We start from the raw sequence: 12,956 nt of genomic DNA on the forward strand, positions 1-12,956 counted from the left end.
TGCAAGCCCGGCGGAGGGATGTGCGGCAGGGGGAATATGGCCAGCCTGGTTCGCGTTAGGGAACGTGAGGATGGGCGAGACCGCGCGGAAATCTGGGGCGGATCGAGGGTGCCCGCCCGGCCCCGTCAGTGCCAGCTTTCGGGGCCGGAACGGCTATGCGGCTTGGATGGCCGGGGCGAGCCCGGCCATTACGAGCGAAAGACGGGAGTAAGGCGCATGCTTTCGAACGGCGCGGCGCCAGAACGTCGACAAGAACTAGCGGGGGCAGGCGCGGGAGCTGGAAGGCAGTTTGGAAACCGCATTTTCGGTGATCCGAGTCCGCTGCACGGATTCTGCAGGCCAGCCGTGGCATTTCAGCTCTCCCCGCACCTGAAAGCTGGTGCGCCGGCCATCGCAGGTCACTGGGAAAGTCCAGGTGACATAGCTTCCCGGGCCGAAAACGTTGTTGCAGTTGTGGCAATACTGAACGCTGTCACGGGATTTATCCCCGTTGCGGCAGAAATAGTTCAGCCGTTCTCCGATGCGCCATGTACCGGCCTCGGCGAGGCCGGACCAACCGAGCAAAAGGGCGACGGCGAGCGCAGCGCCCACACCGGGCAGCACACGCCGATGCGTGCCCATCGAAACAAGGGTCATGGTTATCTCCATCGTTGCGGTGAAAAAGGCGGGACGTCTCAGCCCTCGAGCAGGCTGGATTTGAGCGTGACGGGCGTGCCGGACGGGTTGTTCCAGTAGTCGAAGGCGTGGAACAGGTTCAGCGCGATGCCGCTCGCCGGTGTCTTCGGCTCGATGCGGTAGATCTCGGCTTCCCGGTCGCCGACGCGAACCGCCCCGCCCACGTCCCCGGCGCTCAACATCCGCCAGCCGGATCCCCACAGATTGGTACCGGTGGTGATAAAATTCATCTTGCCGATGCTGTTGGACCAAACCGAGTCGCTATAGCGCGCGGCCTCGGTATCGACCTCGCGGACGCAACGGAAATCGTCCAGCGGGGGGGCTTTCCAGGAGGGCGAGATGATGTGCCCGAGGGCGACATAGCCGTCCGGCGCCACCATTCTCCAGATGCTGAATTCGCGAAATCCGCTGCCCACCGAGGACCAGATCTGGATGCAGCTGACCGGGGGCTTCAGCAAGGTCTGGTTCGGGCTCGGGTCCTTCACCAGATAAGTGGTGCCGCGCGCCTGGCCGTAATGGTTCTCAACCACATGGCCGAGCAGGAAGAAGTCTTTCTGCTGCGCGGTCCGGACCGGCACGAAGACCGACATGTCGTTCTTCGTGCCCATGCCCTTGTCGGTCAGAAGGGTGGTGAAGGTCTCGCACTTCACCAGCTTCAGCCGGCTCTCGGTCGCATAGATGATGCCGGCGTTGCGCTGCTTCAAAAACTGCCGGGCCAGAGCCTCGACCTTCTGGGCGCGCTTGGGTGAGGTGCACAAGGTCCAGATCGGCACCAGCGCATTATTGGTTTCGAAGCCGCAGAGAGTGGGGGCCTCGTCGATGCTGGCGGCCCATTGGGGGATCTGATCCTGGTTCAGCACCGCGCTCTTGCCGCCAACGGAGAGCCAGGCGACGGATTCCGTCTCCTTCTTGAAGGTCTCGCTGGTTTCCTTATTGCGTTCCGCGCGCGCGGTAACCGATCCGGTCTTGACCTTGGGCGTGCCCTCCGCGCCCTCGCCGAGGCCGGCCGCGCTGTCGAACGAGGCCTTGATGGAGGATTCCACCTTCTCCACGCGCGAACTCTCGGCGGATTTGAGCACGCTCGTGCATTCGCAATAGCCCCCATAGAGGCTCTGGCGGACGAAATGGGTGCCGTACTGGTCGAAAAATTCGGTCAGAGTTTCTTCGTCGCCGTTCAGGATCGCGGCCACTTCCGGTCGCACGAAGGATTTGAAATTGGCCGGAAGCTCAACCCGCGCGATGGTGCGCACGAAGCGCAGCGTCAGCAGGCTGCTGGTGGTCTTCAAGGTGCGCGCGTTGGTGACGGCATTGGAGATCGCGCCGGAAAAACCGCCATAGGAGGCATCCAGGCCCAGCTTCTCCGATACTTCAGAGGTGTATTGATCGGCGGTCGAGCCGAAGATGCGATTGAACCCCTGCGTCGGCAGGACGGTCCATTCCAATTGGGAGCGCGCCGTCACGCTTCCGTCGGCGCCGCGCTTGACGATGACGAATTCGAAATCATCGTCGCCCGTGGATTCGACTTGCAGGTCGAACAGCTGGCTACGCAGCGCCTGCTGGAGGTTGAGGCCCCGGCTCACATCATAGCCGTGGCCAACACCGGCGTCGTTTTTCCTATTGGCGATCTGGGAGAGCCGGTTCGCGCCCCCGGAGCCTGCGCCGCCGCCGCCGCCCTTGGCTTTGGTCTTCTTTTCACTTTTCTCAGCCCCGATGGGCTCCAGTTCTCCGTCGGTCATAGATCCCTCCTCAACTGCCGGAGAAACGACCGGGGGCCAGGCAGCAGGGGGCATTCCAAGGCTGCATCCCCGTTCGAGATGCGCGGCAATGCAGCGCCGGTTGAGACCTACAGCGGGCGCGATCTGATGTGGTCCGGGCGGGCGTCGTCCGTGGGAGGGACTATGCGAGATGCACTAAAAACGTGCAACAAATATTATATACAACCTAATGGTTCAGGGCGTGCCTGCGCTCTGGCGCGACGGCGGTCTCCGCGCCGGCGTGGCCCTGGTTCCGCAGCGGAGGCTAGGACCGTTCGCGGACGTAGCGGCCAGGCGCGTTTTCAATGGGTTGCAGAACGCCGCCGCCCGGTTCGCGGGCGGGCACTTCCTCATTATGCATGGCGCTGAACCATTGCATCCAGTCCGGCCACCAGGAACCGGGGTGCTCCTGCGCCGCGCCCAGCCACTCCTCATAGGCGCCGCCCACGGCGCCGCCGGTCCAGTGCTGGTACTTGACCTTGGCCGGCGGGTTTACAACCCCCGCTATATGTCCCGAGCCCGCCAGCACGAACCGGACCGGGCCGCTCAGGAGGCCGGCACCGATGAAGGCGGATTTGGGCGGGGCGATATGATCCTCGCGGGTGGCGAGCGCATAGACGGGAATATTCACCTTGTGCATGTCGATGGGCACGCCGGCGATCCGCGCGAGGCCCTTTGCGATGTTGTTTTCCAGGTAGCAATTGCGCAGATAATAGGAATGGTTCGCGGCCGGCATGCGGGTGGAATCCGCGTTCCAGTAAAGCAGGTCGAACGGGAAGGGCTGCTGGCCCTTCATGTAATTGTTCACCACATAGGGCCAGATCAGATCATTGGACCGCAGCATGTTGAAGGCGGAGGCCATCTTGCGGCCTTCCAGATATCCGGTCTCCTGCATCTTGCGCTCGATCACCGCAAGCTGTTCCTCATCGACGAACACCTTCAGATCACCGGCAAAGGTGAAGTCGATCTGGGTGGTGAGGAAGGTGGCGCTCGGAATGCGCGTATCGCCGGCGGCCGCCAGATAGGCAAGCGTCACCGCGAGCAGGGTTCCGCCGACGCAATAGCCCATCGTGTGCGCCTGCTTCTCGCCGGTCGCCTTCTCGATCGCATCGAGGGCGGCCAGGATGCCTTCACGCATATAATCGTCGAACCCCTTGGCGGCGAGGCGCGCGTCGGGATTGACCCAGGAGATGACGAACACCGTCAATCCCTGGTCCACCAGCCATTTGATGAAGGATTTTTCCGGGTTCAGGTCGAGGATGTAGAACTTATTGATCCACGGCGGCACCAGCAGCACCGGCAGCTTTTTCACGTTCGGCGTGGTGGGCGCATATTGGATGAGCTGCATCAGCTCGGTTTCGAAAACCACCTTGCCGGGGGTGGTGGCGAGGTTCCGGCCCACTTCGAAGGCGGAGAGGTCGGTCTGGCGAATGCGCAGGTCGCCATTGCCCTCGATCAGGTCTTCGGTAAAGTGCTTCATGCCCCGCACCAGGTTCTCACCGTTGGAGTTCAGCGTCTCGCGCAGCAGCTCCGGATTGGTGAGAATGAAATTGGACGGGGAAATGGCGTTGGTGAGCTGGCGCACCAGGAACTCGGCCTTGTGCTTCACATGGGGATCGAGGCCGTCGGCCTCCTTCACCATGGCGTCGGCCCAGTGGGTGGTGACGAGATAGGTCTGCTTCAGCGCGTCGAAGAAGGGATTGGAATTCCATTCCGGGTCCTTGAAGCGCGCATCCTTGGGGTCGGGCGCGGTCACGGGCGCGGCAGGTTCACCGGACATCTTCTTCAACGCGGCCGACCACACCGAGATGTAATTGGTCATCAGGCGGGATTGCGCCTCGGCCGTGCGCTGGGGGTCGGCCATCCAATATTCCGCGACCTGGCCGAACGTCTTGAAGGCGTCGGCGATGTCGTCGGCCATGTCGTCTTTTTTGGTGCCGGCCTCGCGCGGGCGGATATAAGCCGCCATGGCCTTGCCGCCTTCCTCGATCAATTGAGCAAGGTTGCGGGCGAAGGCGTCCATATCGAGCCGGCCGGCGCGGGTCGCGGGTGTGAGGTCCTTTGGCGCGGACATGGTCAATCCTTGGGCGGCGCCCCGCCAAATGTCGGATCTTTTTCAGAGATCGTGACGGGGCCTGTTTCGCGTTTCCTGCTTCGGGCATATTAGCGGGCCGCATGGCGAGGGGCGAGGTGCTTCGTCTGCGGCGGATGAGCGGTATGGAAGATTTATGCGGGGAAAAGATGAATAGCGCACGGCGCCAGACATTTTCGGCCATGCGCACGCGCGCGGCCCCCTCCCTGCGCCGCGGCGCAGCCGCTTGCGGCCTGCTCATGGCGCTTGCCCTCGCGGGTTGTGCCGGCGAATCGAGCATCCCCTTCCTGGAGCCCAAGGTGCCGGACGTGCCGAAGGTGGAAGCCGGCAATTTTCCGAATTTCAGCGTTCCGCCCACCCCCCGCCCGCCGGCCATGACTCCAGATCAACTGGCGAAGGTTCAGGCCGAGCTTGAGAATGCCGCCAATGACGCCCAGCGCCGCCTCCAGCAGGCCGACGCGGACGCCCAGAAGGATCAGCCGTGAGCCTTGCCGCCCGCACGTCCCCGGTTAAAGGCGAAGGTGGCGGCGCGCCGGGATCCGAGCCGGCCGGAAATGCCAGGGGGAGCGGTGAGGCTTTCCTGATCGCGGGTTTCGGCGGGATCGGCGATCATGTCCGCTGTTTCGCGCTGGCCCGCCATGTGGCGCGGCGCTTTCCCGGCGTGGCGATTGATTTCCTCTGCCGCAGCCCCACCGACCGCCTGGTGCGTTTCGTTCCGGAATTGCGCAAGGCCTGGGTCGACAACACGCCCCATCGCGCGCTCGGCCTGCAGCAGAAGCTGGACCTCGCCCGGCGCCTGCGCGGCGAACATTATCGCCGGGTCTATGTGGTGAGCCGCACCTATAAGGCCGCCATCGTGCCTTTCCTTGCCGGCATTCCCGAGCGGGTCGGCTGGTTCGGCGAGGGGCGCCTGTTCCTCATCAATCAGGTGCGCTGGGGCGAGGGGAAGGTCCATGGCGAGACCGAGAAGGTCTGCGCCCTGGCGCGCGAGCCCGGCGAGGTGATGGAAGCCATTCTTCCCCCGCGCCTCAGGGTCGAGCCGACCGATCTCTATGCCTGGCAAAAAAGCGCCCAGGCGGTTCCCGACGGCCGGCCGGTGATCGCCCTTGCGCCCGGCGCCTATAATGTGAAGCGGCTCTGGCCGGCCCAGCGCTTCGCGGAGATCGCCGCGGCCTTCGCCGCGCGGGGCTTCGCCGTCTGGGTGCTGGGCGGGCCTGCGGAAGCGGAAGCCGCCCGCATCATCGCCGCCGCCGCCCCGGTGCGCGATTTTACCGCGACGCCGCTGGAAGAGGCGGTGTTTCAAGCCGCAAGCGCAAACGTACTGCTCGGAAACGATTCGGGCATTCTGCATATGGCGGCGGCGCTAGAGGTGCCCTGCGTTGGTTTGTTCGGGCCAACCGTCTGCGCCATCACCGGCCCGAGCAACGCCTGTGTGCGAGAGGTGCGTCCGCCGCAGGGCAGCCTTGACCTCTCGCAAATCGCGACCCGGACGGTGGAAGATGCGCTTTTGATGCAAATCTCGCACTTGCAGCATTCGATGAGCACTTTTTCCTTCACCGAACAGTGGTAGAACGCTCGTTCGCCGCGCCGGGAGAGAAGGGCGCGCGGCTTGGGAGCTTGACTGAGATGACCGATTTCCACCGCATTCGCCGGCTGCCGCCTTACGTGTTCGAGCAGGTGAATCGTGTGAAGGCCGCCGCTCGTAACAATGGCGCCGACATCGTCGACCTCGGCATGGGAAATCCGGATCTCGACGCGCCGGCCCATGTGATCGAGAAGCTGAAGGAAACCATCGGCAAACCGCGCACCGACCGCTACTCCGCCTCCAAGGGCATTCCCGGTCTGCGCCGCGCCCAGGCCGCCTATTATGCCCGCCGGTTCGGCGTCAAGCTCGATCCGGATCGCCAGGTGGTGGCGACGCTCGGCTCCAAGGAAGGCTTCGCCAATATGGCGCAGGCCATCACCGCGCCGGGCGATGTGATCCTGACGCCGAATCCGAGCTATCCGATCCACGCCTTCGGCTTCTTGATGGCGGGCGGGGTGATCCGCTCCGTGCCGGTCGAGCCGGACGCCGGCTTTTTCCACGCCATGGAACGCGCGGTGCAGCATTCCATCCCGAAGCCGATCGCGGTGGTGCTTTGCTACCCGTCGAACCCGACGGCGACCGTCGCGAGCCTGGATTTCTACAAGGATGTGGTCGCCTTCGCGAAGAAGAACGATCTCATCATCCTGTCCGACCTCGCCTATGCGGAGCTGTATTACGGCGATACCCCGCCGCCGTCGGTGCTGCAGGTGCCGGGCGCCATGGACGTGACGGTGGAATTCACATCCATGTCCAAGACCTATTCCATGGCCGGCTGGCGCATGGGCTTTGCGGTCGGCAATGACCGGTTGATCGCCGCCTTGTCGCGGGTGAAATCCTATCTCGACTATGGCGCCTATACCCCGATCCAGGTCGCGGCGACCGCTGCGCTCAACGGGCCGCAGGACTGCATTGCCGAGATGCGCGAGACCTACAAGCGCCGCCGCGACGCGCTCGTGGAAAGCTTCGGCCGCTCCGGGTGGACGATCCCGGTACCGGAGGCGTCCATGTTCGCCTGGGCCCCGATTCCCGAGCCGTTCCGGGCCATGGGCAGCGTTGAGTTCGCCAAGCTCTTGATCGAAAAGGCAGAGGTCGCGGTCGCCCCGGGCGTCGGCTTCGGCGAACACGGCGATGATTTCGTCCGCATCGCCGTGGTGGAGAATGAGCAGCGCATCCGCCAGGCGGCCCGCAATGTGCGTCGCTTCTTCGAGACCGCCGGCACCACATTGCACAATGTCGTGCCGCTGAGCGCCGCCCGCTGATCAAACAGGAAGCCTGATTTCCCATGAGTGACTTGAACGTGGGGCTGGCTGGCCTCGGCACCGTCGGCGTCGGCGTCGTGAAGATGCTGGAGCGTCAGTCGGCAGAGATAGCGGCTCGCACCGGCCGTACCGTGAAAGTGGTGGCGGTCAGCGCCCGCGATCGGGCCAGGGATCGCGGCATTGATCTCTCCGGCGTGCGCTGGTTCGACGATCCGGTGGCGCTGGCGAACGATGCCGGCATCGACGTGTTTGTGGAACTCATGGGCGGCGAGGGCGACCCGGCCAAGGCTGCGGTCGCCGCCGCCCTGGCGGCCGGCAAGCCGGTGGTCACGGCCAACAAGGCCCTGCTCGCGAAGCACGGCATGGCGCTTGCCGCCGGCGCGGAGGCCACCGGCGTCGCGCTCAATTTCGAGGCGGCGGTGGCCGGCGGCATTCCGATCGTGAAGACCTTGCGCGAGGCGCTGGTGGGCAATCGCATCGCCCGCGTCTCCGGCATTCTCAACGGCACCTGCAATTATATCCTCACCCGCATGGCGGACGAGGGACTCTCGTTTGAAACCTGCCTCGCGGAAGCTCAGCGCCTCGGCTATGCGGAGGCGGACCCGACCTTCGACATTGACGGCTACGACACGGCGCACAAGCTGGCGTTGCTGACCTCGCTGGCTTTCGGCACGCAGGTGGATGCCGATGCAATCTATGTGGAAGGCATTCGTTCGCTGACCCTGGCCGATCTCCGGGCCGCGGACGAACTGGGCTACAAGGTGAAGCTGCTCGGCGTCGCCGTGCGCACCGACGATGGCATCGAGCAGCGCGTTCATCCCACCATGGTGCCCAAACATTGGCCGATCGCCCAGGTGTCCGGCGTCACCAATGCCGTCGCCGTGGACGGGGATGCGGTTGCGCTTACCCTGGTCGGCCCCGGCGCGGGGGGCGCGGCGACCGCGTCCGCCGTGGTGGCGGATCTGGTGGATCTGGCGCGGGGCACGCAGGGCTATCCGTTCGGCCTGCCGAGCGCGGCGCTCCAGGTGCCGCGCCGCGCGCCCATGCAATTGCACGAGGGCGGCTATTACATCCGCCTCGCGGCGGTCAATAAGCCGGGAACCGCCGCCACCATCGCCGGCCGCATGGCGGACGAGGGCATTTCGCTGGAATCCATCGTGCAACACCGCCCCACGCGCTTGGGGGCCGGCGAGCAGGCGACGGTGATCCTCATCACCTATGCCACGACGGAAGAGGCGGTTCGACGCGCCGTGGCGGCGATCGAGGCGGAGGGCGTGATCGCCAATCCGCCCCAGGTGATCCGCATCGAAAAGGACTGATCCATGCCCGAAACCCGTGCGGCCCAGGTGCTGGATCGCCGTTTTGCCCTGGAACTCGCGCGTGTGACCGAGCGCGCCGCGGTGGCGGCGGCCCGGCTGCGGGGACGCGGGGATGAACAGGCCGCCGATGAGGCGGCCAGCGCCGCCGCCTATCGCGAACTGTCCAAAATGCCCCTGAGCGGACGGGTGGTGATTGGCGAGGGTCTGGAAGGGGAAGTGCCCCACCTGTTCCTCGGCGAGGAGGTGGGCGAGGGCGGGGATGCGGTGGATATCGCCGTCGATCCGCTCGAAGGCACCACTTTGTGCGCCAAGAACATGCCCGGCTCCATCTCGGTGATTGTCATCGCCGAGACTGGCTCGCTGCTCGCCGCGCCGCCGGTCTATATGGAAAAGATCGCCATCGGCCCCGGCTATCCCGAGGGAATCGTCTCGCTGGCCGCAACACCGCAGGAGAATATCCAGGCGCTCGCGAAGGCGCGCGGACTCTCCCCCACGGAGATCACGGCCCTGGTGCTCGATCGGCCCCGCCATGCCGCCCTGATCGAGGCGGTGCATGCGGTTGGGGCCTCGGTAAAGCTGATCACCGACGGCGACGTGGCGGGCGTCATCCACACCACCAATCCGCAGGACAGCGGCGTGGACATCTATCTCGGCAGTGGCGGTGCCGCGGAAGGTGTTCTGGCCGCCGCCGCGCTCAGCTGCATCGGCGGCCAGATGGAGGGGCGCCTGGTGCTCGACACCGAAGCCAAGCGCACCAAGGCCAAGCAGATGGGCATTCGCGATTTCTCCCGCATCTACAAGCTTTCCGACCTGGTGCGCGGGGATTGCCTTGTGTCGGCGACCGGGGTGACCAACGGCGCGCTGCTCCAGGGCGTGCGGTTCGGCCGCGAGGTGATCGAGACCGATACCGTCCTCATGCGCTCATCCACGGGAACCGTGCGGCGGGTGAAGACCGAGCATCGGGATTTCTCCAAGTTCATATTCTGACGCGCGTCGTGTGAGGCGTATCCGGGTCCGCGTGGCGGGCTGTTCCGCGACAAGGGAGGGCCGGCGCGATGCAAGATCTGCTGTTGCGGCTTGCGACCGCCCTGGCCATCGGTCTCATTGTCGGGATCGAGCGCGGTTGGCAGGCGCGTGAACGACCGGCCGGCAGCCGCACCGCCGGGGTCCGCACTTTCTCTCTCGCCGGCCTGCTGGGCGGCGTGTTCGCGGCGCTCGCGCAGGCGCTGGACAGTCCGCTGCTGCTGGCCACCGGCTTTTTCGTCTTCGCCCTGGCCTTCGGCGTGTTCACCTGGCGCGAGCTGGAGCGTCAGCGCGCGTTTTCGATGACCGGGCTGGTGGCCGGCCTGCTCGTGTTCGCGCTCGGCGCGTTCGCCGTGGTGGGCGATCCACGGCTGGCCGGGGGCGCGGCGGTCGCCAGCGCCGGGCTACTTGCGGGCCGGGGCATGTTGCACGCCATGGTGCGGCGTCTGACCTGGGTGGAGTTGCGCTCCGCGCTCGTGCTGCTGGCCATGACGGTGATCGTGCTGCCCCTTCTGCCGGACCGTACCATCGACCCGTTCCACAGCCTCAATCCGCGCCAGATCTGGTTGTTCACGGTGCTGACCGCGGCCATTTCCTATGCCGGCTATGTCGCGGTGAAGGTGGCGGGGCCGCAGCGGGGCATCCTGTTCAGCGCCCTGGCGGGGGCGCTGGTCTCGTCCACTGCCGTCACAGTGGTCTTCGCCCGGCGCGCGGCGGCGGGCGAGCCGCCGATGCTGCTGGCCGGCGGGGCGTGCCTTGCCGGGCTGGTTTCCATCCTGCGGGTGCTGACCTTGCTCGCGCTCCTCGCCCCGCACGTGCTGGCGCAGGTGGCGGCGCCCGCTGGCGTCGCAGCCCTCGTTCTCGCGCTCAGCGGCTTCTGGCTGATGCGGCAGGCGGGCGGGCACAGGCCCAAGGCCACGCGGCTCGGCAATCCGTTCGATCTCAAGCCGCTTTTGCTTTTCGCGGCGGGGTTTGCGGGGGTGGCGGTGCTGAGCGCGTGGCTGTTGCAGGCGAGCGGCGCCGGAAGCCTGCTTCTGGTCAGCGCTTTCACCGGCCTTGCCGACGTGGATGTCGCCACGCTGAATGCCGCCCGCCTGGCCGGCAACGGCATTTCGGTGAGCGAAGCGGCCCATGCGGTACTCGCGGCCCTCGGAGTGAACGCCCTGGCCCGCGCGGCCTATGGCGCCGGGGCAGGCCCGCCGGCGTTCGCGCTGCGCCTCGGTGTCCCGACGGGCATAGCGGTCGCGGCCGGCGGCGCGCTAGCGCTGCTCGCATGAGCGCTCTCGACGCCGGGGCATGGCTCTGGCTTCATGGGGCGTGACCGTGCATCCGACGAATCGCCCCTTTCTCGGCGTCACCACCTCCGCCACCGGGCGGACGTGGCGTGACCGGCTGGACCTGCGCGCCGCCCAGAGCGCGCTCGCCATCACCCAGCGCTATGATCTGCCGGAGCTTCTGGCGCGCATCCTGGCGGGACGTGGCGTCGCCATCGAGGATGTGCCGGCCTATCTCGACCCCGCCATCCGTACCCTGCTTCCCGATCCCAACACGCTGACCGACATGGAATCAGCGGTGGAGCGTCTCGCCGCCGCCGTCTGCACCGGGGAGACCGTGGCGGTTTTCGGCGATTATGATGTGGACGGCGCCACCTCCACCGCTTTGCTGGTGAGCGTGCTGCGCGCCGGCGGGCTGGACCCGCTGTTCCATATTCCCGATCGCATCTTCGAGGGCTATGGCCCGAACATCGCCGCCATCGAGCAATTGGCGGCGCGCGGCGTGACGCTGCTGGTGACGGTGGATTGCGGCACCACCAGCCTGGAGCCGCTGGCCGCCGCGCGGCGCCTTGGGCTCGACGTGGTGGTGATCGACCATCACCAGGCCGGCGAGACCCTGCCCGAGGCGGATGCCATCGTGAACCCGAACCGGGAGGACGATCTGTCCGGCCTCGGGCACCTGTGCGCGGTGGGCTTGGTGTTCATCACCATGGTGGGCCTCGTGCGTCGCCTGCGTGAGGAGGGCCATTGGACCTCCGAGCAGCCGGCACCGGACTTGCTCTCCTCGCTGGACCTGGTGGCGCTCGGCACGGTGGCGGACGTGGTGCCGCTCGTCGGCCTTAACCGGGCCTATGTCACCAAAGGGCTGATCGCCCTGCGCCGGCGCCAGCGGCCGGGCCTCACGGCGTTGATGGACGTGGCGCGGCTCGATGGACCGCCGCGCCCCTGGCACCTCGGCTTCCTGCTCGGCCCGCGCATCAATGCGGGCGGGCGGATCGGCGATGCCACGCTCGGCACGCGCCTGCTGCTGGAGCAGGACCCCGTGGAAGCGAAGATCATGGCGGCCGAACTCGACCGCCTCAATACCGAGCGCCAGGAGGTGGAGCGCGCCATCCTCGCCAGCGCCGAGGCCGAGGCTTTCGCGGCCCATGGCGATGAAGCCGGCGCCGCCGTGGTGGTGAGCGGGGAGGGGTGGCATCCCGGCGTGGTGGGGCTTGTGGCCTCGCGCCTGAAGGAGCGCTTCAACCGCCCGGCGCTGGCGATCGCGTTCCTCGGCGAAACCGGCACCGGCTCGGCCCGCTCCATTCCCGGTGTTGACCTTGGGCGAGCCGTTCGCGGCGCGGTGGAAGCGGGATTGCTGGTGAAGGGTGGCGGGCACGCCATGGCGGCGGGCCTCACGGTGGAGCGCAAGCGGCTCGGCGATCTGCGCGCCTATCTGGAGCGCGTGCTTGCCGAAGCGGTGGATCGCGCCCGCTCCGAAGGCGCGCTGACCATCGACGCCGCCCTGACCGCCTCAGGCGCGACGCCGGAATTGGTGGATCTGGTGGCCAAGGCGGGACCCTACGGCGCCGGCAATCCCGAGCCGGTGTTCGCCTTTCCGTCCCATCGGCTCGCTTATGTGGAGACGTTCGGCGCCGGCCACATGCGCGCCCGTCTCACCGCCCGCGACGGCTCGACTTTGCGCGCGGTCGCCTTCCGCTGCGCCGAGGAGCCGCTCGGCCGGGCGCTGACCGAACTGCGGGGCCGCACGGTGCATGTGGCCGGATCCCTGGATCTCGACCACTGGCAAGGCGAAGCCCGCGTGACGCTGCGCCTGCGCGATGTCGCGGAGGCCGGGCCCGACGGGCAGGGGTGAAGGGCGGGAAAGGGGGCTTTCCGGCTTCTCCTGGTTTTCCGGGTAGCAGGGGGGCTCCGCCGCTGCCGATCTTCTTTTCCGCTTGTTATTCATGCCCTTGGCCGCTTGCCCGAGCGTGAC

10 protein-coding genes are annotated in these 12,956 nt (G+C 66.5%); 7 read left to right on the forward strand and 3 right to left on the reverse strand.

The features are described 5' to 3' along the window. Positions 1 to 255: 255 nt before the first annotated feature. The 3 genes from V5F78_RS08100 to phaC all read right to left on the reverse strand — a co-directional run bounded on the left by V5F78_RS08100 (position 256) and on the right by phaC (position 4,503). Positions 256 to 636 carry a hypothetical protein gene (locus V5F78_RS08100; RefSeq protein ID WP_394071512.1) on the reverse strand — a complete coding sequence of 127 codons (381 nt, stop codon included), beginning with the start codon at positions 634 to 636 and terminating at the stop codon, positions 256 to 258. 38 nt (positions 637 to 674) lie between these two features. Further along, positions 675 to 2,411 (reverse strand): Vps62-related protein, encoded by a 1,737-nt coding sequence (locus V5F78_RS08105; RefSeq protein WP_394071511.1) that lies wholly within the window; start codon positions 2,409 to 2,411, stop codon positions 675 to 677. 283 nt (positions 2,412 to 2,694) lie between these two features. Beyond that, the gene (gene phaC / locus V5F78_RS08110; protein WP_394071510.1) at positions 2,695 to 4,503 is read right to left on the reverse strand and encodes a class I poly(R)-hydroxyalkanoic acid synthase; all 1,809 of its coding nucleotides are present in this window, start codon (positions 4,501 to 4,503) and stop codon (positions 2,695 to 2,697) included. A gap of 200 nt (positions 4,504 to 4,703) precedes the next feature. On the opposite strand from phaC, the gene V5F78_RS08115 reads away from it, so the two are divergent. The 7 genes from V5F78_RS08115 (at position 4,704) to recJ (ending at position 12,836) form a co-directional block, all read left to right on the forward strand. Then, positions 4,704 to 5,006 (forward strand): hypothetical protein, encoded by a 303-nt coding sequence (locus V5F78_RS08115; RefSeq protein WP_394071509.1) that lies wholly within the window; start codon positions 4,704 to 4,706, stop codon positions 5,004 to 5,006. Then, positions 5,003 to 6,091, forward strand: a complete 1,089-nt coding sequence (gene waaF, locus V5F78_RS08120; protein WP_394071508.1) for a lipopolysaccharide heptosyltransferase II — start codon at positions 5,003 to 5,005, stop codon at positions 6,089 to 6,091. The genes V5F78_RS08115 and waaF overlap by 4 nt, the downstream gene beginning before the upstream one ends. Positions 6,092 to 6,147: 56 nt before the next feature. After that, positions 6,148 to 7,365 carry an LL-diaminopimelate aminotransferase gene (locus tag V5F78_RS08125; RefSeq protein WP_394071507.1) on the forward strand — a complete coding sequence of 406 codons (1,218 nt, stop codon included), beginning with the start codon at positions 6,148 to 6,150 and terminating at the stop codon, positions 7,363 to 7,365. Positions 7,366 to 7,388: 23 nt separating this feature from the next. After that, a complete protein-coding gene (locus tag V5F78_RS08130; protein WP_394071506.1) occupies positions 7,389 to 8,684 on the forward strand; it encodes a homoserine dehydrogenase in 1,296 nt (431 codons plus the stop codon). A 3-nt stretch (positions 8,685 to 8,687) separates the two neighbouring features. Next, positions 8,688 to 9,671 (forward strand): class II fructose-bisphosphatase, encoded by a 984-nt coding sequence (glpX, locus tag V5F78_RS08135; RefSeq protein ID WP_394071505.1) that lies wholly within the window; start codon positions 8,688 to 8,690, stop codon positions 9,669 to 9,671. A gap of 68 nt (positions 9,672 to 9,739) precedes the next feature. Then, positions 9,740 to 10,984 (forward strand): MgtC/SapB family protein, encoded by a 1,245-nt coding sequence (locus V5F78_RS08140; RefSeq protein WP_394071504.1) that lies wholly within the window; start codon positions 9,740 to 9,742, stop codon positions 10,982 to 10,984. Positions 10,985 to 11,003: 19 nt separating this feature from the next. Beyond that, entirely contained in the window at positions 11,004 to 12,836 is a 1,833-nt protein-coding gene (gene recJ, locus V5F78_RS08145; RefSeq protein ID WP_394071503.1) for a single-stranded-DNA-specific exonuclease RecJ, read from the forward strand. Positions 12,837 to 12,956: the final 120 nt, after the last annotated feature.

It is taken from the genome of Roseixanthobacter glucoisosaccharinicivorans, from assembly GCF_043195095.2.
Taxonomy (GTDB): domain Bacteria; phylum Pseudomonadota; class Alphaproteobacteria; order Rhizobiales; family Xanthobacteraceae; genus NCEH01.